The sequence below is a fragment of the Sinorhizobium sojae CCBAU 05684 genome, assembly GCF_002288525.1.
Taxonomy (GTDB): domain Bacteria; phylum Pseudomonadota; class Alphaproteobacteria; order Rhizobiales; family Rhizobiaceae; genus Sinorhizobium; species Sinorhizobium sojae.
Genome location: NZ_CP023069.1, coordinates 169663 through 191844, shown reverse-complemented (window position 1 = coordinate 191844; position 22182 = coordinate 169663). Strand labels below are relative to the sequence as shown.

Genomic DNA, 22182 nt, shown 5'->3' with positions numbered 1-22182 from the left:
TCTACATGACCCTTGAGCCATCGCCGCTATGAGCTATGATCATCCGCAAATCAGCCTGGCCGCTGTGGCAAGCTGCCCCCGCCCGGCTCCTGCTGGAAGCACGCCTTGCTGCCGACTGCTACACCACCCCCTGGGACATCATCATTTGGCTGAAACCTATTACAGTGGAGGACCCGTCGCGTGCCGATCACTGGTATGTCATCCTCGACCGAACGTGCACAATGCCTCCCGCGTTGAGCTCGGTGATGTCAGCAGACGAATCATTGCGCAACACCAACTGCGCATATCGCAACGACCCAGGGTTCACCAATACTGTCCGGCTTCGCGTCGGAATCACCGGAATGAAATCGAAATGGGTGGCCCGCTTCGTTTCGGAATCATTGTCCGACTGGACACGCAGTCACTCGTGAATTAAAACCAAAAGCGCAATACACTGATGTGCTTGAACGCAATCCGTCCCACATTCCATGGTGTGGATAGGCCCCATACAAAAAATCGATTTTCCCAATCTTGGCAAATGCTGCATAGCGAAAGACCACCCGACGTGCGCTTCACGCCGCTGTTTGATCCTGTGACGGATGCCTTTTGTTGGGTCACGCCATTTATGACAATGGAGAAAGGCTGGGACATGAAGAATGTCGCATACCTCTTAGACCCGGAGACGACACTCTTTCGCACCGTCGAGGTTGCCGACGGCACCGGACTTGCGCCAATCTTTAGTCTGCTCGGTTGCCGACTGGTGCAGATGATCCGCTTTGACGACTCGCATGCACTATTCTTAGATGACGAAGGACTGCGGGATGGGATAACAGCCTTCACTGTTTTTGCCTCCTACCCTCAGCCTCTTGGGGGGAGAATCGTTCTTATCCGAGGTGATGGAAGCGAACCTCATTTTTCCCCCTCGATAAAAATCGAGGACGCTGCCGTTCATTTCAAATGCTGTCGTCCGGTGCTTGACCCAGTTTTTGTCACGGCAGATGATGCTACTCCGAAGGGTCTCATCCTTCCCGGCGCTTTGTCAGACTTGAAAGTTCGAATCGAGCAACGTCCGCCCATGCTTATGGACGGAAGGCATGATGTATATCGCGCTCACGGCGACGGCTTGAACTCTTAGAGCCTGACTCGAAAAGGTCTCAACAATATCCGTACCTTGCCAAGCGTCGTGTCAGGACCCGGATGTGGGCGATAGTGATCCAAGCCTCGGCTGATGCGATGGACTTCTCCCAATCCTTAGCCAATCGTCGGCATCTGCCAAGCCATGCGAAGGTGCGCTCCACGACCCAGCGCCGCGGCAGAACTTCGAAGCCCTTGGCCTTGTCGGTCCGCTTGACGATCTGGAGAGTGAAGGCAGCGATCTTTTGGAGTGCGCCCTTCAGCTTCGGTCCGGCATAACCACCGTCGGCGAAGATATGTCTCAGCCACGGCCAGCGCTTGAGAATGGTTTTGAGGACGGCAGGTGCGCCGTCGCGATCTTGGATATCGGCGCTGTGAACCCTGAGGCCGACCATCAACCCGAGCGTGTCGACGACGATATGACGCTTCCGTCCCTTGATCTTCTTGCCCGCGTCATAGCCCGAAATTCCGCCGCTTTCCGTGGTTTTCACGCTTTGACTGTCAATCACGCCAGCAGATGGCGAGGCTTCCCGGCCTTCCAATTCGCGCGCCTCCATCACAAGATGATGGTTGATCCGACCCCATAACCCTGTCGCTCGCCATTCGTAGAAATAGGACTGGACAGTTGTAAAAGGCGGAAAATCCTTGGGCATCATCCGCCACTGGCACCCCGTCGTGGCGATGTAAAGCAACGCATTCACGACCTCGCGAAGATCGGTGCTGCGCGGCCTGCCCAACCGCCGCGGTCCAGGCAGGCAAGGCGAGATCAATCCCCATTCCCGGTCCGTCAGATCGCTTGCATACCGCCTTGCGCGTCGGGCATATTGCCGACGGGTGAAATCAGTCCAGCCCATTGTGGTCTCCGTTCGTCCTAAGCAAACAAACAGAATCACAACTGGCTGATTTCACTCAACTCTTTTTCGGTCAGGCTCTTAGATTCCATCCACTAGGGTGAGCGTTTGTACGACGCTTAGCGCCTCTCTTTTAGACTAAGGTGTGGGGATTATCCGCGTGTCGCGGCGTCTAGCTGCTTGCATATTGTGTGGATCTGCGCCGCGTTACTGATTTCGGCGCCGGGGGCGGAGATTAAGCACCGCGTCGCGGTCGGGCTAATTGACTTTTTGGTAAACGCGCACGTAGTCAATGTCCATTGAAACCGGGAAGATTGCGTCGTCAATCTTGCCGGCCATGTCGCCACCAATAGCTAGGTTCAAGAGGAGAAAGTGGGGAGTATCGAAAGGCCAACTGCTGCTGCCCTCTTGAGGGTTCTTGTAGGTGAAGTAGGAGTGCCCATTAACACCGATGGAAATCGCGGTGGGAGTCCAGGTTAGTGTATAGATGTGGAAGCGACGGCACGCGTCTGATAGAACGGTTTCACCCCCGATGCCGAACGTGCGCGCTGTTGCCTTAGTGTGAATTGTCCCCTTGATCTTGTCTGGCGCACTGCCGACCTGCTCCATGATGTCGATCTCCCCATTTTCAGGCCAAGGCGTTTTATCAGCGCCAAGCATCCAAAATGCCGGCCAGGTACCTCGGCCACAGGGCAGGCGTGCGCGGATTGCGAAATGCCCGTAAACCCAAGCGGCCTTTCCGCGTGTGATAAGGCGCGCGGAGGTGTAGTTCTGTCCGCCGTAGTCGGATGCGCTCGTCAGCCGTTCCTTACGGGCAGTGATGATGAGTTTACCGTCCTTACCCCGGCCGTTCTTGCGTCTTTTTACCGCATAGTATTGCTTCTCGTTGTTGTACCAGCCCGATTTATTGCCCTCCGTATCGTAAACCCATTTCGCGGGATCCGGCAGGCCGGCACGATCGAATTCGTCTGACCATACAAGTCTATACCCTTCTGGTATCTTAGCTTCTTGCGCGCCGGCTGTTGGAGCGGCGAAAACAAAAAAGGCGAAGCAAAGAAGATTGTATTGTCTGTAAATGACCGTACGCATCCGAGGTGGGCCGCCTTGTAGGAATTGTCGGATTTGGCACTGACTGTCCTTATTGACGTCAAAAAGGACAGTGCGGCTATGGATCGAGTTGAGATTGTCGACACGGGTCGGCGTCGTCGTTTTAGCAAAGAGATGAAGCTCCAGATTGTCGCGGAGAGTTATTTGGAACCTGGCTTGTGTGCGACGACGGCGCGGCGACATGGTATATCGCGTTCGCAGTTATATGAATGGCGCCGGCTCGCACGAGCGTGGCAACTGGATGTTGCGTCGCCTGTGGGCGGCTTTGTCCCGGCGCTGCTTGTTCCAGAGGTAGAGCCGGCAGCAGGGTCATTGCCGAACGCCGGCCGGATGGAGGTTGTCAGCGCGAATGGTCGCCGTGTGATCGTGGACCGCGATGTCGACGTTGAAGCGCTGCTTCGGATCATGCGCGGACTGGAGGCGCTGCGGTGAATCCGTTTCCGATGGGAACAGGCGTCAAGGTCTGGCTTTCAACGGGGTATACGGACATGCGCTGTGGCTTTCCCTCCCTGGCGCTTCGGGTGCAGGAGGTTCTGAAACGTGATCCGTTGTCAGGGCATCTCTTCGTCTTCAGGGGCCGCAGATCGGATATTTTGAAGATCATCTGGCATGATGGTCTGGGCGCCTGCCTTTTTACCCGGCGGCTGGAGAAGGGCCGGTTCATCTGGCCGAATATGGAGGGCGGCGCGGTAGCGATCTCACCGGCGCAATTGTCTTATTTGTTGTCCGGGATCGACTGGCGCAATCCGCAGGAAACCTGGCGTCCGACACGGGTCGGATAGCATTATTGCATTGAAAATATTGAGTGAATCTGATCGAATGGCTTCATGACTTCGAAGCCTGTGGACCTTCCTGCGGACCTTGCGAGCGCCTATCTGGCGCTGCTTTCCGAGCGTGAGATGTTACAGGCTGAACGTGATGTCGTTGTTGCCGAGCGCGATACCGTCGTCGCCGAGCGGGACATTGCGGTGGCGCAAGCCGCCAATGCGCAGGCCATGCTGTCGGACAGTGAGGCCTTGATTGCCAGTCTGGAGCTGGCGATCGAAAAGCTGAAGCGCGAACTGCGCGGCCGGCGATCCGAGCGCACGGCGCGCCTGATCGACCAGATGGAATTGCAGCTCGAAGAACTGGTGATGGCAGCGACGGAGGATGAAGCCGCAGCGCAGGCGGCTGCCGCCAAGACCTCGAGCGTGCGTTCGTTCACGCGCAAACGGCCGGTCCGAAAGCCGTGGCCGGAGGATATCGAACGCGAGCGCGTGGTGATCGATCCCCCAGTCACCTGTGCATGCTGCGGCGGGTCGCGCCTGTCGAAACTGGGCGAGGACGTCACTGAGACGCTCGAGGAGGTTCCGCGCCGGTTCAAAGTGATCGAGACGGTGCGGGAGAAATTTACCTGCCGTGACTGCGAAGCGATCAGCCAGCCGCCGGCGCCGTTCCATGCCACGCCGCGCGGCTTCATCGGTCCTCATCTGCTGGCGACGATCCTGTTCGATAAGTTCGGCATGCATAGTCCGCTGAACCGCCAGAGCACCCGGTTCAAATGCGAGGGCATCGAGCTTTCGACCTCGACGCTGGCCGACCAGGTCGGGTATGGAACGGCCGCGCTCCTGCCGATCTTTGATCTGATCGAGGCGCATGTCTTCGCGGCCGAGCGCCTTTTTGGCGACGACACCACCATTCCCATTCAGGCCAAAGACAAATGCACGACCGGGCGCATATGGACCTACGTGTGCGATGACCGGCCCTACGGCGGAGCGGCAGCGCCGGCGGCCATATACTATGCTTCGAGCGACCGCCGCGGCGAGCATCCGCAGAAGCACCTGGCCGGGTATGGCGGCATTCTGCAGAGTGATTGTTACAATGGCTTCGAGCCGCTCAGTGTCGCCGAAAAGAAAGCGGTACCGATCACCTTCGCCTTTTGTCATGCGCATGCGCGGCGCAAATTCTTTGAACTGGCCGACATCCAGAAAAATGCCCGCGACCGCAAACGCAAAGGCAAGCCGATCTCGCCGATCGCCCTGGAGGCCGTCCAACGGTACGATGCGTTGTTTGAGATCGAGCGCGAGATCAATGGATTGAGCGCCGAAGAACGACTGGCCGCGCGGCAGGAAAAGAGCAAGCCGCTGTTCGATGACATGCACGAGTGGCTAAAACGGGAGCGCGCCATGCTCAGCAAATCGTCCGAGGCGATCGAGCCGATCGATTACATGCTGAAGCGGTGGGATGGTTTTGCCCGTTTCCTCGAAGATGGCCGGATTTGTCTCACGAACAATGCCGCCGAGCGCGCTCTGAGAGGTATTGCACTCGGGCGTCGAAACTGGACCTTTGCCGGTTCCCAGCGTGGCGCCGATCGTGCCGCCATCATGCTCTCCGTCATCACGACCTGCCGTCTCAACGACGTCGACCCAAAGGCGTGGCTCGCCGATGTGTTCGCCCGCATCGCCGATCTTCCCGTCTCCCGCCTGCACGAACTGCTGCCTTGGCAATGGAAGACACACAAAGGGACGGCTATTGCGGCGGCCGCGTAAACAGCTCCCGGAACAACGCTTCCGAACGCTCCAAGCCTTCATCGGTCAGGATCAATGACTTCGACTTGTTGACTGGGTCGCCGATCATGCCCTTCTTGTGAAGCCTATCCGTCGTTGCCCAGTCGAAGCCTTTCCAGGCACAACGCTCGTTATGCAGCGTCAGCCATAACAGCGCCAAAACGGCATCGTCGATCTTGTCCTCATCGATCTCCATGGACCGACGTTACCACGCGCGGCGCCCAAAATCCCGCGGCCCTGCTCGGATGGATACAAATGACCATTCCCAGCCTTCCTTCATAACTCAGACCCTCTCTGTTTAGAGGATGGGTGACGGCAAAGACGACGCACTTATATCACAGCTGGAATGACGACGACCTAAGGCTAGACGAAGGGTTTACCGCCGCGGCGCCGCAACGCGACATGGAGTGGCTGATTACAGTCTAACCACTTAAATGTTCATGATGCGAGCCACCCTCGAAGCCCTTCCACCATGCATCGGAATAGTGAGCTTCTCTGAGAACGTCAGGCAGATCGTTGATGCTCTTTTCAGTATAGACGGCGAGCGGAACCGAATTGAACGGGTTTGGATCACAGGGTGTCGCGGTCGTCTACATCGCGCACAACATGGACGACGTCATGCGAGTAACCGACCGCATCGCCGTCATGTACCGTGGCCGAAAGGGCCGACGAGATAACCACCAAGGACACCACCAAAAAGGACGTGGTGCACATGATTATCACCGATCTGGCCTACTAAGGTGAACCGCGGTGCACACGCGCCGCGTTTCATGTCGATTTTGCACGGTAGCCGTCTCCGTGGCAACTATCGCCGCGCGATGACCACGATTCGCCTAAGTCGCCCTTCGATCACAGGTGTAAAGCGATCGTGACCAACCAACTAACCAACTGGCATAGGTTTCCGGTGAGAAAGTTAGTCGCAAACGGGCTACGTTTTGCTATTTGGTAAGGAATCGTATTGGGCGTACGCATCCAGCATCATGCGTATATTCACTCGTGCTCGAGGTTAGCTCACCCAGTCCTGGCCAGTGGAAAGGTATTGTCGACCACATCGATTCGAGTTCGACCTCGAGACCCAGCTGTGCCGCTACAATCAAGGCCTGAACCGGCTCTTTGTCGTGCGGCCACAAATCCTCCTCAAGCGAGATCCAGACGTCACTCTCGTCCTCGACAGTGATTTCAGCCTGAAGCGCGCCCAGTTTCTCGCTGATGTTCGTCGCATCATCTAGCAATGCGCTTCGGATGAGGAGAGTGATCTTCTCTCCATTCAACTCAAGTTTGGGTCGGTCATCGACAACCCGGAAATCGGGTTTGTCACCCTCAACGGCGCCGTCAGTTCTCACTGACGGCAGAGACTTCCCCTCGTCTTCACACCAGAAGGCCTTGTCGAAGATGTCGAGGGGCGATGCGCCACACCCGGGCAGTGCCAGAGGTTTTGAGCGATCTGAATACCGGTAATCTTTCCGCTACAATGTAAGCAGAACCACGCGTCCGACTCGCGCCCCCACAACGGGCGGCGAACAACCCCGTCGAGGTCGGGTTTCGTGGACCGTCGGGGCCAATCCGTGGAGATTTCGCCCCGAACCCGAGCAGCCCGATCTCTCACTAGGCTAAGTGCTTTCTGGAGGAATTCCAGCTCAAACACCGGGCATTTGCCATCATTTTCGGTGACTGTCTGGACGATCGGCCGCGCACCAGGGTTTTCTGGCACTGTGATGCTCCACCCATCTCCCACCATGATGACATCGTGTAAAGCCACCTGAAGGCGGTATGGGTGATCGCCGATCATGCCATGTTCGGCGTTATCCAGGTACGCCAAGCGGTGGGCCATTGCTGCAGGATGCCCAGCCTGAAAATCTGCTGGAAGAGCTCCCTCAACGATGGCTTCGACGCTCGCCATCTGTTCGGGACTGGGGATCCAATCCTTTTTGCTGGTGGAGACGAGTTTGGTCCAGCTAACGAATCCCAATTCCCCCGCAAGCAAGTCGAGAGCTTGGTGTAGCGAGACCCTGTTGGCCCGCGCGTATCTTTTAGCAAGACGCCTGAGAGCCTGACCGAAAAAGAGTTGAGTGAAATCAGCCAGTTGTGATTCTGTTTGTTTGCTTAGGACGAACGGAGACCACAATGGGCTGGACTGATTTCACCCGTCGGCAATATGCCCGACGCGCAAGGCGGTATGCAAGCGATCTGACGGACCGGGAATGGGGATTGATCTCGCCTTGCCTGCCTGGACCGCGGCGGTTGGGCAGGCCGCGCAGCACCGATCTTCGCGAGGTCGTGAATGCGTTGCTTTACATCGCCACGACGGGGTGCCAGTGGCGGATGATGCCCAAGGATTTTCCGCCTTTTACAACTGTCCAGTCCTATTTCTACGAATGGCGAGCGACAGGGTTATGGGGTCGGATCAACCATCATCTTGTGATGGAGGCGCGCGAATTGGAAGGCCGGGAAGCCTCGCCATCTGCTGGCGTGATTGACAGTCAAAGCGTGAAAACCACGGAAAGCGGCGGAATTTCGGGCTATGACGCGGGCAAGAAGATCAAGGGACGGAAGCGTCATATCGTCGTCGACACGCTCGGGTTGATGGTCGGCCTCAGGGTTCACAGCGCCGATATCCAAGATCGCGACGGCGCACCTGCCGTCCTCAAAACCATTCTCAAGCGCTGGCCGTGGCTGAGACATATCTTCGCCGACGGTGGTTATGCCGGACCGAAGCTGAAGGGCGCACTCCAAAAGATCGCTGCCTTCACTCTCCAGATCGTCAAGCGGACCGACAAGGCCAAGGGCTTCGAAGTTCTGCCGCGGCGCTGGGTCGTGGAGCGCACCTTCGCATGGCTTGGCAGATGCCGACGATTGGCTAAGGATTGGGAGAAGTCCATCGCATCAGCCGAGGCTTGGATCACTATCGCCCACATCCGGGTCCTGACACGACGCTTGGCAAGGTACGGATATTGTTGAGACCTTTTCGAGTCAGGCTCTAACACTTGGTGCCCCCGTTTGACGGCAGCGATGATTTTGTCGGGATCGGCGGTCCAGGTGAAGGGCTTGGGTTGTTGGTTGTGCTCTGTAAGGAAGCGGTTGATGGCGGCCTGGAGGTCAACGACCGAATGAAAGACGCCGCGCTTGAGGCGACGCTTCGACAGTTTGGCGAAGAAGCCCTCGACGGCGTTGAGCCACGAGCAGGACGTCGGCGTGAAGTGGAAGGTAAAGCGCTGATGGCGGTCGAGCCAGGCGCGCACCTTGGGATGCTTGTGGGCGGCATAGTTGTCGAGGATGACGTGGATCGCCTTGTCGGCCGGCACTTGGGCGTTGATGGCGTTGAGAAAACGGATGAACTCCTGATGCCTGTGACGCTGCATGTTCCTGCCGATGACGGTGCCGTCGAGCACGTTGAGGGCGGCAAACAACGTGGTCGTGCCATGCCGCTTGTAGTCGTGGGTCATGGTGCCGAGCCGGCCCTTCTTCAGGGGCAGGCCGGGCTGGGTGCGGTCGAGCGCCTGGATCTGGCTCTTCTCGTCGACCGACAGCACGATGGCATGGGCCGGCGGGTCGACGTAGAGGCCGACAACGTCTTTGAGCTTGGCGACGAACTGCGGGTCGTTGGAGAGCTTGAAGGCCCGCCAGCGGTGGGGCTGGAGACCGTGCGCCTTCCAGATGCGGCGCACCGCGCTGGCGCTGACGCCCACCTCGGCCGCCATCATGTCGGCAGTCCAGTGCGTCGTCTCGCCCGGCGGGTCGGCAAGCGAAAGCGCCACCACCTGCTCGCCGATCTCCGGCCCGAGCGGCGCAATGCGCGAGGGGCGCGTCTTGTCGCGCAAGAGACCCTCGAAGCCTTCCGTGGCGAAGCGCTCCTGCCAGCGCCACACGCAGGTCTTCGACTTGCCGGTCTGTCGCATGATCTCGACGGTGCCGACGCCATCGGCACTCAGCAGGATGATCTCGGCGCGCCAGACGTGCTTCTGCGGCGCATTGCGATCACTGATGAGGGCTCTCAGGCGTTGGCGATCGGTCGGCGAAACGGTGAAGGCTATTCCTGTGCGCATGCGCCACACTCGCATACGCACTCGCCAAAGGGAATCCCATACGGACTCTTATGTTAGGCGGATACCACTAGCTTTGCGTGGCGGGCACACCGGCCCGCGTGTAGGGCCAAGCTTTGTATGCCAGGCAGGGCGTCGTCGGTCAAGCGAATGCAAATTTACCCACGGCGATTTGACACAGCACGCCGGCAACCGCGGAACGGTGATGACACTGTCACAGTATTTCAATGCTTTAGTTTGAATTGGCCGGCGGGCCGCGGGTTCATATCCCTTCAAGGCGAAGGACCGGAGACATCCGGACTGAGCGGCATGCTGCCGGCTTCCAGTCTCAGGCGGATGGAGAGTTCGCGTTGCTGCCTTTGATCTGGACGCCCGGGAAGCGGGAAGAACGGATTCTTGGTCCGTATGAATCCGAGCGTCTCAATTGGGGCCGGAAGCGGTCCGGCAAGTTTCGGAATAGCAACGAGAATGCCGGACATTGCGTGAAACGCGGTAAGCGGTTAGCTGACGGCGTCCGACCTGAAGTTCCAGGGCATGAGGGCTTCGATTTCGGATGCTGGCCAGCCTTGAGCAATGCGGGTCAGGGTCTGCGAGAGCCAGTCGAGCGGATCGGCGCCATTCATTTTCCATGTTTTATGCCGACCGTCGAACTATGCCGAGCACCTCTTCCAACATACCGGTTGAAACGCGCTTCTCTTGCCGTTTTGGTCGAAGACCAGTCGTTGGCACTCGGCATAGTTCTCATGCTCAGAGGGCGTTCAGGAATTCCAGAAGCCGGTCATTTGGTCGAAATCGCTTGGTCTTGGCGCCTTCGTACGGCTTCAGCTTTGCGAGTGCGGATTCCTTCAGTTCAAGATGTGCATGAAGATAGGTCAGCGTCGTTTCCATCGCCTCATGGCCCAGCCACAGGGCAATGACCGAGCAATCGACGCCCGCCTGTAGCGGCTCCATGGCAGCGCTGTGCCGCAAGACATGGGGCGACACCGCTTCGAGCGAAGGGAGACGCAGTGCTCGCGCGCTTTGGCGACATATTTGTTCAGCAGGGCCTGCACGCCGTCGGCGCTGAGGCTGCCACCGTGCATATTCGGAAAGAGAGCCGTTGCGCCTCGCTTCCCTGGTTCCTTGAGCCAACGCCGGAGGGCTTGCTGTGCAACCTTGGTGAGCGGCGTACTTCGCTCTTTGCGGCCCTTGCCGACGCATTGCACATGCGCGCCCTGGCCCAGCATTACCGAGTCTCGGTCAAGATCGATGATCTCGGAGACCCGCAGCCCCGTTTGCGCGGCCAGCAATAGCAGAGTGTAATCGCGGCATCCCAGCCACGTGCTTCGATCCGTGCAGTCCAGGATCGCTCCAATCTCGGGCCTGGTTAGAAACTGAAGCTGCCGCTTGTCACATCGCTTGCTGGGGATCGCGAGCACACGCTGAATGTGGGCGCTATGTGCCGGCTCCTCGAACCCCGCATATCGGAAGAAAGATCGAATGGCTGTGAGGCGGAGGTTCCGGGTCCTCACCGAGGCGGATCTCTTCGTCTCAAGATCCTCCAGGAATGCGCCGATGAAAGGAGCGTCCAAATCCCGCAGTGTCAACTGAGATGGGGATCTCCCAAGGCGCGTCTGTGCGAACGCAAACAGGAGCCTGAAGGTGTCGCGATAGGAGGCAATGGTGTTGGAACTTACACCTCGATGCTTCATGAGCCGATCTGTGAACCACCGCTCGATCAGCACGGCCAGGTCGTTCGTGCGTCTCATGACCGAATCTCCCAGCGCTTATCCAATCGCCGTACGGCATGGTTCATCAGTTCCGGCGCGGCGGACAGGTACCAGTAGGTGTCGCGAACATTCGCATGGCCGAGGAAGGTCGAGAGAACCGGCAGCTCGCGTTCCACATCTTCGCCAGCGCGATGCCAGTTGATCAGGGTCTGGACGGCGAAACGGTGACGAAGATCATGAATCCGTGGGCCATCGCGATTCCCCTCCTGCCGTAATCCGATTTGCCGGGAAAGTCGCCAGAACACGCGGTGCACGTATTGATGCAGCAATCTGCCGCCCTGTTCGGCGACGAAGAAATAGGGACTGCGCGGCGTACCAAGGTGTGCATCGCGTCGGACGGCATAGTCTGAAAGGACAGCGATTGTCGTGGCGTGCAGCGGGACCAGCCGTGACTTGCCGAACTTTGTCTCTCGGATAGTAAGGACGCCCTGGTCGAGATCGACGTCGGCCCGGAGCAGGCCGAGCGCTTCGGAATGGCGCAGTCCGGCCACCGCTATCAGTCCGAACCGGCAGTGATTCCAGCGTCGAGGGCCGGCGGCAGCGAAAGTGCTGCCGCCACAAGCGCCTGAATCTCGATCTCGCTATAGATGTAGGGCTTTGTCCGCCGTGCCGGCGGCACAGCGTCGCTTGGTGGCACTTCCGTCAGAGGATCGAAATGAGTGAGGTGCTAGGCAAAGCAGCGCACATCAGCCAGGCGGATGGACCAACTCGGCTGTCGGCCCATCAACGTCACCCATTCCATCGCCAGATCAGTCGTGATGGTATCGGCGCCGCGGGCTTCCATGAAGGTGACGAATGACGACAACCGTCGTGCCGGACCGTCGTATTTGTATCCCAGCCCTTGGCGCATGCCGACATAGCGCTTGAGCGTTGTGCGAAGCCGGCTCATTGGACACCTCCCGGCCAGGGTAGGCTCAGTTCACGCAGCTTCTCAATAGGTACTGTCACATTGATTGAGCGGTGGTTCTTGTAGGTCGGTGCACTCACGGTCATGGGTGCGCTGCTACCTCAATTTCCTTACCGCTCAATCAATGTGACAGTACCCGTCTAGCCGCACTAGCGCTTCATTGACCATCAGCCGGATCGGGCGCAGTGGATGATCGGCTGGCACGAAATCCTCCAACCGCTCATCGTGAACAGCTGCTCCATGAACACATCGCTCCTGCGCATCGAACCCCTCGCCAAGGGGATCGGTAGTCTATCTTTGGCGTAGGTATTTCAGCAGTCTGCTAGGCGCCCGCCGCCACGTGCGGGCGACGCCGGCATCAACCGGCGGGCAGATGTGCCGAGGGCAACAAGCGCGCCTGACGTAACGCCGCCAGATCAGCCGAGCCGGTGCAGAAGCAGGCGACGGCCAACTGGCGGATGACGATCTCGAAATGTGAGACAACCGCCTCGGTGGACACCGTCGCCGCGCCCAGCACGCCGGCCGCCTGCCCAGCGATGTCCGCGCCCAGGCGGATGGCCTTGGCCACGTCGACGCCGTCGCGGATCCCGCCCGACGCGATCAGCTTCACCGTTGGCAGCGCCCGACGTACCGCCTGCACGCTGGCCGGGGTCGGAATCCCCCAATCAGCGAACGCCATCGCCACGGTACGGTCGGCGGCATCGCGGGCGCGCTCGCCCTCCACCGCGGCCCAACTGGTGCCGCCGGCGCCGGCGACATCGATTACCGCCACGCCCGCCTCGACGAGCGCACAGGCCACCGAGGCGGACAGGCCCGACCCCACTTCCTTAGCCACGATCGGCACGCCCACGCTGCGCGCGGCGCGAGCGATCTGCGCCAGGACGCCGCGCCAGTCGCGGTCGCCCTCCGGCTGTACCGCTTCCTGCAGCGGATTGAGATGGATGATGAGTCCATCGGCCTCCAGCGCATCCACCGCCCGGCGCGCCAGGTCCAGGCCGTCGGCCTCGCGAAGTTGCGCGGCGCCGATATTGGCCAGCAAGGGAATGTCTGGGGCCAGGCGGCGCAGCGCGCGCGTCAGCCCCTGGGAGTTGCGGGATTGCAGGCTCAAGCGCTGCGAACCGACGCACATGGCGATCCCCAAGTCTTGCGCTGCCTCGCTCAGATGCCGGTTGATGGCCTCGGCGCGTGGCATGCCGCCGGTCATGGAGCTGATCAGCAGCGGCGCGCGCATGGTCTTGCCCAGCAGCGAGGCGCGCAGGTCGATCTGCGTCAGCTCCAACTCGGGCAATGCGCAGTGTTCGAAACGGATGTACTCCCAGCCGGCGGCGACCGTGGCCGGCGCCGTTCGCCGATCCAGCACGATGTCCAGATGGTCGTCCTTGCGCCGGCTCAGGGCGGTGTCGCTCATGCTCGCTCCATCCGTCGCATCGGGCGACGGCGTTGCGTCGGATCGGACCGACGGCAGCGCGCACACGCCGCCGCCTCCCGCGCATTCAGGCCGGCGCACGCTGGCCTCCCCCCGCAGCGTCGCTGCGGTAGCGGCTGGTCGAGGTCTGGTAGAACTGCGCGCGGATGGCCGCCATGGCCTCGATCAAGGGTCCCCACGGCGCGGGAAAGCGTTCTTCCGCCATCACCCGGTGCAGCATGCGCGTATGGCCGGCCAGCTCGTCGTTGAGGAACTCCACCGCAGGCATAGCCGGATAGCGCTGCTGCACCAGGATCGCCGCGTTGTCGGCCTCGCCGGCCGACCTGTCCTTATCGCGTCCATGCAGATCGTTCTGCAGGCGCCCTATCGCGGAGATGAGCCGCAGGACATGGCGAAACGCCGGACGCGCGCGCAAGGTCGCCATGTCCAGCCCCCACAGCAACGACAGGCAACAGAACACGTTCGCGTAGCCGATCGAATCGATACCGTTGTGCAGGTACTCGGCGTAGGACCAGCGTTCCGCCCCTGCCGCCTGCGCGTGTCCGGCGCGCAGCGCCGCGCAGTAGCACCGGGTATCGTCGAGAAGCTGAGCATAGTCGCGACGATCGTAGGCGAGCGCGGCCAGCGAAGCGCGCAGCACAGCGCAGCCCTCGAATCCGGGGAGCGCGCACGGCACGCCCTGCCCCACCGCCAGCTCCACTGCGGCGAGCTGCTCCGGCGCGATCAGGCCAAGGTCGTTGCAATCGTCGAGCCAGAACAGCAGCGCCAGTTCGCGATAGAACGCCACGATCAGCGTTTCGTCCTGCGGATCGCGGCCGGTGCGGGCGCTGGTGTCGCGCAGGCTCGGGTGGATGCGCTGCAGGATGTACTGGCCGCCCCTGACTGCTTCCTCGGCATGCTCGTCGGCGAACCCGGTCAGGGAACGCCCCCACTCCAGCACCTGCTGCAGCGCGCGTTCGGTCTGGATCATGGCGCCGCTCCTGCTCCCTCGGCCAGGACGCGCCGCCCCCAACGAAGCGCCAGCCACAACCCGGCGAGTTCGGCCACGCGCACGACCCGGGTGGGGCAATACAGTTCCTTGCCGATCCACAACGGCGTCTGCGGCAATGCATGCGCCGCATGGCGGGCGAGCATCCACTCCAGCGCACGCGCCACCGCCTGCGCGATGCGCCGGCGCCCTGTCGGCTCTTCGCTCCCGTCCATCACGTGCAACGCGAACAGCGCATAGGCGGTTTCCTCGAATGTGGACGCGCGACCGGCGCCCCAGCCGCCGTCGTCGCGCTGCGCCTGCAGCAGCGCCGCTAACGCGCGCTCGTCGCGCCACTGGGGCTTGCCTTGCGCAAGCGCAGCGACCGCATGCGCGGTGGGATACAGCCACGAAACGTGCCATTTTTCGTTGTCCCATAGACCGTGCGGGTTGCGATTGGCCTCGACGTAGGCGCTGGTGCCGGCGGCGGGCTTTCCCAACAGTCGCAACGCATGCAGGGCATGGATGTTGGTCGACACCGAGGCATTGCGCTCGCCGGGGAAGGTGACGAACAGCTCGCCGATTTCGAAATGGCGCAACGCATCGACCGCCGGCTCGCGGCCTGCAAGGCGCAGGACGCACAACGCAACGGCGGTGTCGTCCGCATCGGCCGCGAAGTGCAAGGCCGGGCCCAGACCGCGCACGCCCAGGCGGGCGTCGAGCTGCGCAACGATCACGCGCACCGCCTCGGCGAGCGCGGGATGCGCGAACAGCCCGGCCAGATGCAGGGTGTACAGCGACCAGCATGGCTCGAACACATTGATCGGCCAGACGTTGGGAACGACGCCTTCGATGCCGCTGCGCGTCGCCCGCGATGCCGCTTGCAGATACGCGTCGGCGCGCCCGACCTGCGTCGTGCTCCCCTGTGTGACGGCGTGCGCACGCCACGCGGCGGTGGCCGCCGGACTGATGCCGATGCTGCCGTCGTCATCAGGGCATGCAGTGGTCGGCGACGTCCCCCAGGCTTCCCAGGAGTGCAGCAACGGATGGCCGCTCGGCAACGTCGCCACCGCCCGCAGCTTGACCAGGCACGCTTGCCGCAACGGCAACAGCGCCGGATGGCGCGGAAACTCCACGCCGCCCAGCAAGGATGCGGCCTCGCCGCACAACTGCGGCAGGATCAGCTCCGCGCCGATCGGCGCGTCTTCCGGCACCACATGCGAGTAGGGATCGGGCTGGCGCTCGAGGAACCGGGTTGCAGTCTGGACTGCGTCGGCAGCGCCGAGAAGAGGATCGGCACGCTGCAATGCCAGCAACGCCGCCCACGTGGGCGCATGGCGGAACAGCGGGAAGTCCGCGCTTCCCCATCCGCCATCGGCCTGTTGCTGCGCGATGAGCCACGCGTATGCGTCCTGCCGACCGGTGACGTTGCCGTGGAACTGTAGAGCTCGCGCCGTGTCATAGACGGACGGACCGACGCTGCCGCCGTCGCTCATCTCGCTCAGCAGGTGGCGCAATTCGGAAAGGATCTGTTCGGACAGCGCGTTCACGCGGAATGTTCCTTCTGCAGACGGTTGACGAGAACCAGGATCGGGCAGTCGCCGCGAACTCGGACACAGTGCTGCATGCACCGCTGCCGCTGGTCGATCCAGCGGCACACGGGCGACTCCATGCGGACGGCGCGCTTATGCGCATGGCGCGTGCTTGAACAGATACGCGTTGGCCCGCTGCAGCATCTGCGCCATGCGTTCCGCACGCGGCCCCAGCGGGGCGATGGCCTCCCCGGCGTCGCGCAACAGATCCAGCGCGAACTGGCGCGCTGCCTGCAGCCCCATGATCGACGCGCAGGTCGGCTTCTGCCCCGCCGCGTCCTTGCCGGGGGTCTTGCCCAGCGTCGCGGTATCCGCAGTCGCGTCGAGAATGTCGTCGACCACCTGCAACGCCAGGCCGAAACAGGCGCTGTAGCGATCGAGCGCACAGTACAGCGCAGCGTGCGCGGCATCCTCCGCGATGGCGCATAGCGCGCCCATGCGAACGGATGCGCGCACTAGCGCTCCGCACTTCATCCGGTGCATTGCCACGATCCTGTCCAGCTCGACGTGCTTTCCGACCAGCGACAGATCCATGGCCTGCCCGCCTGCGGCACCCTCGGCGGACACCGCCCGCGCCAGTTCGCGCACGAGCGCGATACGGTTGTCGCCCGGCGCATCCAGGCTCGCCAGGGTGAGGAAGGCGTGCGCCTGCAGCGCATCGCCGACCAGGATCGCAGTGGCTTCGCCGAACCTGACGTGCACGGTCGGAAGGCCGCGGCGAAGCACGTCGTCGTCCATCGCGGGCAGGTCGTCGTGGACCAGGGTACAGGCGTGCATCATCTCGATGGCAGCGCCGACGTCGTCGAGCATGTGCGCCGGCGTGTCGGCCAGTGCGCCGGCAGCCAGACAGAGCAATGCGCGGGTGCGCTTCCCGCCATGCAAGGTGGCGTAGCGCATCGCCGCCATCAGCTCGGTCTCACCGTCGTCTTCGGCGCAGAGAAGACGCGCTAGCGCCTGTTCGACCCGCTTTGCGCCGTCCTGCATCCAGATCTCCGGCAGCAGCCTGCCGGATGCGCCGCCGCCGAGCGCGGAAACGCCAGTTCGGTCGTCGTGTAGCGTGGAATCGGTCTGCATGTTGTTCATGTCCTTGTACCTGACAGGAGACGGCCACGGCGAGCGGCGATCCGCCGCGGCCGGCGCCGCTGCCTCGCCACACGGGGCATGCGATGCCAGCTCATGAGATATGGGTGCCGCGGGAATGCGCCGTTGGCCGAGTTGCAATTCCTGCAGCGCGCGACGCGGCAGGAGCGTGATTGCCGGATGCACGCGCAGCGTCTCGCGGAATAGCGCCTCGGCGACCGGACACTGCGCCAGGTCCTCGTGCCGGGTCGGCGCCGCGCCCACGCGTTGCGCCTCCTCGACCAGGGCGTCCCACAGCACAGGCTGCCGCGCCAGCTCGATCACCATCCAGGCCATCGTCGAGGCGGTGGTGTCGTGACCAGCAAGCAGCAGCAAGCGGATATTGGCGACCAGGACGTCATCGGAGAGCGCATCGTCGCTGCGATCGAAGGCGCTCACCATGTCGTTGATCAACCCGGTGCGCGCGGCATGCGCGCGCGCGTCGCGGACGAACTGGCGCAACCGCGCATCGATCCAGTCGCGGGCGGCGCGGCCGCGCCGCAAGGGCAGTCCGGGCAGGTCGACCGGGGGCGCGACGATCAACTGCAGCAGTTGCCGGTACTTGCGATGCCATCCCGGCAGGTCCTGCGCTGGGATTCCCATGAGGCGGAAGATGAGCTTGAGCATCAGGTCGCCGGTTTCGCGCAGGATGGCTACGTCGCCGCGGTCGCGCCACGCCTGCACCCGCGCCCGGATGACGGGCGCGAACAGGGCGCCGATGCCGGCCTGGGTCAGCCCCTTGGGCAGGAGCGCCGCCTTGATTGCATCGCGCGCCTGCCGGTGCGCGCCGCCGTCCTGGGCGACCAACGTTCCGCCAAGTAATTCGGGCGCGATCTCTTCGATCAGCGCCGAGGACACATCCTTGTGCCGGAGTAGTGCGAACGCATCTGGATCCACGCAGGTCATCAGGTGTCCGGCAGGCCCGAAATCCAGCCAGAAGTGGCTGCCCAGCGTCCGTTCCGCGCGCCGCAGCAGGCGCGGCAGGTCGCAGACGATGGCGGGAAGATGCCCGACCAGGGGGAAAGCGCCGGGCACGACCGGGATGTCGTACCGCAGCCGGTGCCGACGGTCCAGCGGGTTGAGCAGCATGTCCATCAGCAGCGCCCCGCTTCGGCGGTGTCGCCGGCAGCCCGCGCGGCGCGGCTGTTGCCACCGTCGGCGTACGTCGGGACATGCGCCAGCATGCCGCCGTCGATGCACACGACCTGGCCGGTGATGAACGCAGCATCGTCGGAGAGCAGGAAGGCCACCAGCGCGGCCACGTCCCTTGCCGATGCCGGCGCCGGTCACCACGGCCACTTTGCCTTCAAACCGTCCCATCGTGTCCTCCTGGATTGCGTTGGTCTTTCGCGGCATGCCGCTCAGCCTCCGCCGGAGAAGGCGCAGGGTCCGCGCTGGCGCGCTCGCCATCGCCAGTGTCGCTTTCGATGACCCGGATGGCGGCGACCGGGCACTGGCTGGCCGCGAGCAGCACGGCGGCGTGCAGCGCCTGCGGGACCGTCGCCACGCACACTTCGGCCACGCCGTCCGGTTTGCGCTGGCGAAAGGTGCCCGGCAGCGTCAGCACGCACTGCCCGGTGGTTCCGCACAGATCCTGGTCGACCACGACGCGCATCTCAGCCCCCCCCTTGCGCATGCAGCCGCACCGGCAGCGCGCGGAACGTCCTGAGGAACGCGGAGGGCTCCCGGGTCGGCTGCTCGGCCAATGCCAGCGTGGGGAAGCGCGCCTGGATCCGCGGCAGGCTCTCGGCCAACTGCATCCGGGCCAGTTGCGCACCGGGGCAGAAGTGGATGCCGTGGCCGAAGCTCAGCATGATCTTCCCGTCGGTCGACATGCCAGGATTGGTGCCGCCAGGATTGGTGCCGTAGAACCGCGCGGGATCGAAGCGGTCGGGATCGGCGAAGGCGTCCGGGTCGCGATTGCCGGCCGCGATCAGCAACCGCACGTCCGCGTTCTTCGGGATCACCACGCCGCCCAGCTCGATGTCGCGCTGGGCGATACGCGGAGTGGGGCTGAACAGGACGGGCGCGTCGCAGCGCAGGACTTCTTCGACGAATGCCTTCACCCCCACGGCGTCTCCCTGCAGCCAGTGCCGCTGTTCGGGATACGCCCGCATCGCCAGGACCGCATGGTCGATGGTCGCAGCAGTGGTGGCGAAGCCGCCCAGCAGCATGCCCCACAGCATGCTGATCAACTCCGCATCCGACAGCGTGTCGGCATCGTCGTCGTGTGCGCCGACCAGCATCGACACGATGTCGTGGCGGGGATCGGTGCGCTTGCGCTGTATGAGGTCGCCAAAGTAGGCCAGCACCCTGGCGCTGGCCGCGTCCGCCGCGGCGAGCTGGGGATCGCTGGCGTGCGGGCCCAGGCCTTCCACAATGGCGCCGATGCCGGCGGCGAGCCCCAACATGTCGTCCTGGGGCAGGCCGAACAGTTCGGCGAAGACCAGCATGGGCAAGGCTAGCGCGAATTCCCGATGCAGGTCCACCGCCTCCCCGCGCTCTAGCGCGGGCGCCATGCCGTCCAGGCGCGCTGCGACGATGCGCGCGGTGCTCGGCCGCAGGTTGTCGATCTGGCGCATGGTGAAGTCGCGCGAGATCAGCCGGCGCAGACGCGTATGCGTCGGTGGGTCCTTCATCGCTAGCGTGGATGCCATCAGATTGACCGACAGGCTCGTCGCGGCACGCGGGAAATAGCGCGCCAGTTCGCCCGGCGCCGGTCCCCGAAACGCATCGCCCGTGGCCTTGAGCGCCCAGTAGATGTCGGCGTGGCGGCTCAACAGAAAGAGGCCCGACGCCGCGCGATGCACGGGATCGTGCTCGCGCAACCACCGCATGAACGGATACGGGTCGTGGATGCACGCTGGCGACGCCAGTTCGGCGAAGGCGTCCCGGCATGCTGCAGTGGTTTCTTGCGCGTCCATCTTGGTTACCTGTTGGCTGGCTGATCTGACAAGCGATGGAAGGGTATCCGGCGTGTGCCGCCGTTCAACTAAGGCAGCAAGAGTTGTGCCAACTGCGCAGAGAGCGCCTCAGATAAGCTGCTCTGCACATCATTCTATGACTTAACTGAGCGCGGCACGCGCGGGCCGAACATCACTATGTCGCGGACGCGACAAACCCGACAGTAGGTCAACGCAAGGTATGTCGGTCGCCTTAGCTTGGCGCAGAAGTCAGGGTTCGTCTGTCGGGCATGATCGGACGTCCAGTATGGAACCGAAGCTATGTCATCGAAGGGAGGAAGGTGACCGGCAGGCGCTGCGGGAGCGAATGACGTAAGACGAAGCTATACTAGTGGATGGAATCTAACACTTGGTGCCCCCGTTTGACGGCAGCGATGATTTTGTCGGGATCGGCGGTCCAGGTGAAGGGCTTGGGTTGTTGGTTGTGCTCTGTAAGGAAGCGGTTGATGGCGGCCTGGAGGTCAACGACCGAATGAAAGACGCCGCGCTTGAGGCGACGCTTCGACAGTTTGGCGAAGAAGCCCTCGACGGCGTTGAGCCACGAGCAGGACGTCGGCGTGAAGTGGAAGGTAAAGCGCTGATGGCGGTCGAGCCAGGCGCGCACCTTGGGATGCTTGTGGGCGGCATAGTTGTCGAGGATGACGTGGATCGCCTTGTCGGCCGGCACTTGGGCGTTGATGGCGTTGAGAAAACGGATGAACTCCTGATGCCTGTGACGCTGCATGTTCCTGCCGATGACGGTGCCGTCGAGCACGTTGAGGGCGGCAAACAACGTGGTCGTGCCATGCCGCTTGTAGTCGTGGGTCATGGTGCCGAGCCGGCCCTTCTTCAGGGGCAGGCCGGGCTGGGTGCGGTCGAGCGCCTGGATCTGGCTCTTCTCGTCGACCGACAGCACGATGGCATGGGCCGGCGGGTCGACGTAGAGGCCGACAACGTCTTTGAGCTTGGCGACGAACTGCGGGTCGTTGGAGAGCTTGAAGGCCCGCCAGCGGTGGGGCTGGAGACCGTGCGCCTTCCAGATGCGGCGCACCGCGCTGGCGCTGACGCCCACCTCGGCCGCCATCATGTCGGCAGTCCAGTGCGTCGTCTCGCCCGGCGGGTCGGCAAGCGAAAGCGCCACCACCTGCTCGCCGATCTCCGGCCCGAGCGGCGCAATGCGCGAGGGGCGCGTCTTGTCGCGCAAGAGACCCTCGAAGCCTTCCGTGGCGAAGCGCTCCTGCCAGCGCCACACGCAGGTCTTCGACTTGCCGGTCTGTCGCATGATCTCGACGGTGCCGACGCCATCGGCACTCAGCAGGATGATCTCGGCGCGCCAGACGTGCTTCTGCGGCGCATTGCGATCACTGATGAGGGCTCTCAGGCGTTGGCGATCGGTCGGCGAAACGGTGAAGGCTATTCCTGTGCGCATGCGCCACACTCGCATACGCACTCGCCAAAGGGAATCCCATACGGACTCTTATGTTAGGCGGATACCACTAGCTTAGCTAGATCAGCTTCGGCCATCAACGATCCCGAAACCGCCGAATATGTCTCCAGGCGCTGCGGCGCTACGACTGTGGAGGTCAATCAACTAAGCCGGTGGACGCAGTCCTCCGGCTCGTCGAGAACCCGCTCGAAGCAACTTGTCAGCCGGCGGCTGATCCTGCCGCATGAAGCGTGGCATGCGCGCCGACGAACAGTCTTCACCGCCGGCAATGCGCCTCTTAGGTGCGGGCGCGCGATCTGGTTTCGCAGAGCGGATATGAAAGCATGCGTGAAGCCAAACGCGTCTTTCATGCTAAC

General features: G+C 62.4%; 17 protein-coding genes and 8 pseudogenes. 7 read left to right on the top strand and 18 right to left on the bottom strand.

Annotated elements, in window-relative coordinates; all coding sequences use genetic code 11:
* The first annotated feature begins 35 nt into the window (after nt 1-35).
* Together SJ05684_RS30160 and SJ05684_RS28160 are read left to right on the top strand one after the other, a co-directional pair.
* On the top strand, nt 36-410 hold the full coding sequence (locus SJ05684_RS30160) for a hypothetical protein (protein ID WP_083846293.1): 375 nt from the start codon (nt 36-38) through the stop codon (nt 408-410).
* A 107-nt stretch (nt 411-517) separates the two neighbouring features.
* Entirely contained in the window at nt 518-1114 is a 597-nt protein-coding gene (locus SJ05684_RS28160; RefSeq protein WP_223843497.1) for a DUF3846 domain-containing protein, read from the top strand.
* A gap of 19 nt (nt 1115-1133) precedes the next feature.
* On the opposite strand, the gene SJ05684_RS28155 is transcribed toward SJ05684_RS28160, so the two are convergent.
* The gene (locus SJ05684_RS28155; RefSeq protein WP_014327878.1) at nt 1134-1967 is read right to left on the bottom strand and encodes an IS5 family transposase; all 834 of its coding nucleotides are present in this window, start codon (nt 1965-1967) and stop codon (nt 1134-1136) included.
* A gap of 255 nt (nt 1968-2222) precedes the next feature.
* Nucleotides 2223-3053, bottom strand: a complete 831-nt coding sequence (locus tag SJ05684_RS28150) for a glycoside hydrolase family 16 protein (protein WP_034859935.1) — start codon at nt 3051-3053, stop codon at nt 2223-2225.
* Nucleotides 3054-3131: 78 nt separating this feature from the next.
* Here SJ05684_RS28150 and tnpA point away from each other — a divergent pair, with 78 nt between their 5' ends.
* From tnpA to tnpC, 3 genes are read left to right on the top strand one after another with little or no spacing between them, the layout of a single operon-like run.
* Nucleotides 3132-3503, top strand: coding sequence for an IS66-like element accessory protein TnpA (gene tnpA, locus SJ05684_RS28145; protein ID WP_014330860.1), 372 nt, complete (start codon nt 3132-3134; stop codon nt 3501-3503).
* 11 nt (nt 3504-3514) lie between these two features.
* The gene (gene tnpB / locus SJ05684_RS28140) at nt 3515-3853 is read left to right on the top strand and encodes an IS66 family insertion sequence element accessory protein TnpB (RefSeq protein WP_080577875.1); all 339 of its coding nucleotides are present in this window, start codon (nt 3515-3517) and stop codon (nt 3851-3853) included.
* A gap of 45 nt (nt 3854-3898) precedes the next feature.
* Entirely contained in the window at nt 3899-5599 is a 1701-nt protein-coding gene (gene tnpC, locus SJ05684_RS28135) for an IS66 family transposase (RefSeq protein ID WP_014330862.1), read from the top strand.
* On the opposite strand, the gene SJ05684_RS28130 is transcribed toward tnpC, so the two are convergent.
* Both SJ05684_RS28130 and SJ05684_RS30260 read right to left on the bottom strand, forming a co-directional pair.
* Nucleotides 5580-5813, bottom strand: a complete 234-nt coding sequence (locus SJ05684_RS28130; protein ID WP_014330863.1) for a DUF6429 family protein — start codon at nt 5811-5813, stop codon at nt 5580-5582. The genes tnpC and SJ05684_RS28130 overlap by 20 nt on opposite strands.
* Before the next feature lie 742 nt (nt 5814-6555).
* Nucleotides 6556-6960 (bottom strand): hypothetical protein, encoded by a 405-nt coding sequence (locus SJ05684_RS30260; protein WP_014858092.1) that lies wholly within the window; start codon nt 6958-6960, stop codon nt 6556-6558.
* A gap of 781 nt (nt 6961-7741) precedes the next feature.
* Here SJ05684_RS30260 and SJ05684_RS28115 point away from each other — a divergent pair.
* Nucleotides 7742-8575 (top strand): IS5 family transposase, encoded by an 834-nt coding sequence (locus SJ05684_RS28115; RefSeq protein ID WP_014327878.1) that lies wholly within the window; start codon nt 7742-7744, stop codon nt 8573-8575.
* Nucleotides 8576-8592: 17 nt separating this feature from the next.
* Here SJ05684_RS28115 and SJ05684_RS28110 read toward each other — a convergent pair.
* The 14 genes and pseudogenes from SJ05684_RS28110 to SJ05684_RS28045 all read right to left on the bottom strand — a co-directional run.
* Nucleotides 8593-9660 (bottom strand): annotated as a pseudogene (locus SJ05684_RS28110) (IS630 family transposase); the annotation flags it as partial.
* A gap of 497 nt (nt 9661-10157) precedes the next feature.
* Nucleotides 10158-10292, bottom strand: a pseudogene (locus SJ05684_RS28100) (transposase domain-containing protein); the annotation flags it as partial.
* Nucleotides 10293-10404: 112 nt separating this feature from the next.
* Nucleotides 10405-11405, bottom strand: a pseudogene (locus SJ05684_RS28095) (tyrosine-type recombinase/integrase).
* Nucleotides 11402-12315 (bottom strand): annotated as a pseudogene (locus tag SJ05684_RS28090) (tyrosine-type recombinase/integrase). Before SJ05684_RS28090 ends, SJ05684_RS28095 begins: the two co-directional pseudogenes overlap by 4 nt.
* A gap of 153 nt (nt 12316-12468) precedes the next feature.
* Nucleotides 12469-12596: pseudogene (locus tag SJ05684_RS30775) on the bottom strand (IS5/IS1182 family transposase); the annotation flags it as partial.
* Between the two features lie 95 nt (nt 12597-12691).
* The gene (gene fni / locus SJ05684_RS28080) at nt 12692-13741 is read right to left on the bottom strand and encodes a type 2 isopentenyl-diphosphate Delta-isomerase (RefSeq protein ID WP_015633476.1); all 1050 of its coding nucleotides are present in this window, start codon (nt 13739-13741) and stop codon (nt 12692-12694) included.
* 85 nt (nt 13742-13826) lie between these two features.
* Nucleotides 13827-14729 carry a terpene synthase family protein gene (locus SJ05684_RS28075; RefSeq protein WP_014857758.1) on the bottom strand — a complete coding sequence of 301 codons (903 nt, stop codon included), beginning with the start codon at nt 14727-14729 and terminating at the stop codon, nt 13827-13829.
* Complete coding sequence (locus tag SJ05684_RS28070; RefSeq protein ID WP_014857759.1) at nt 14726-16276, bottom strand: hypothetical protein; 1551 nt, start codon at nt 16274-16276, stop codon at nt 14726-14728. Before SJ05684_RS28070 ends, SJ05684_RS28075 begins: the two co-directional genes overlap by 4 nt.
* Nucleotides 16277-16411: 135 nt before the next feature.
* The gene (locus tag SJ05684_RS29885; RefSeq protein ID WP_034859625.1) at nt 16412-17392 is read right to left on the bottom strand and encodes a polyprenyl synthetase family protein; all 981 of its coding nucleotides are present in this window, start codon (nt 17390-17392) and stop codon (nt 16412-16414) included.
* 117 nt (nt 17393-17509) lie between these two features.
* Nucleotides 17510-18532 (bottom strand): annotated as a pseudogene (locus SJ05684_RS29880) (cytochrome P450); the annotation flags it as partial.
* Nucleotides 18532-18705 (bottom strand): annotated as a pseudogene (locus SJ05684_RS28060) (SDR family oxidoreductase); the annotation flags it as partial. The pseudogenes SJ05684_RS28060 and SJ05684_RS29880, both read right to left, overlap by 1 nt.
* 38 nt (nt 18706-18743) lie before the next feature.
* On the bottom strand, nt 18744-19052 hold the full coding sequence (locus SJ05684_RS28055) for a ferredoxin (protein ID WP_034859623.1): 309 nt from the start codon (nt 19050-19052) through the stop codon (nt 18744-18746).
* 1 nt (nt 19053) lies between these two features.
* Entirely contained in the window at nt 19054-20361 is a 1308-nt protein-coding gene (locus SJ05684_RS28050; RefSeq protein ID WP_014857763.1) for a cytochrome P450, read from the bottom strand.
* A gap of 367 nt (nt 20362-20728) precedes the next feature.
* Nucleotides 20729-21808 carry an IS630 family transposase gene (locus tag SJ05684_RS28045; RefSeq protein WP_037446536.1) on the bottom strand — a complete coding sequence of 360 codons (1080 nt, stop codon included), beginning with the start codon at nt 21806-21808 and terminating at the stop codon, nt 20729-20731.
* 81 nt (nt 21809-21889) lie between these two features.
* Between SJ05684_RS28045 and SJ05684_RS28040 the strand changes: the two are divergent.
* Nucleotides 21890-22174, top strand: a pseudogene (locus tag SJ05684_RS28040) (type IV secretory system conjugative DNA transfer family protein); the annotation flags it as partial.
* Between the last annotated feature and the right edge of the window lie 8 nt (nt 22175-22182).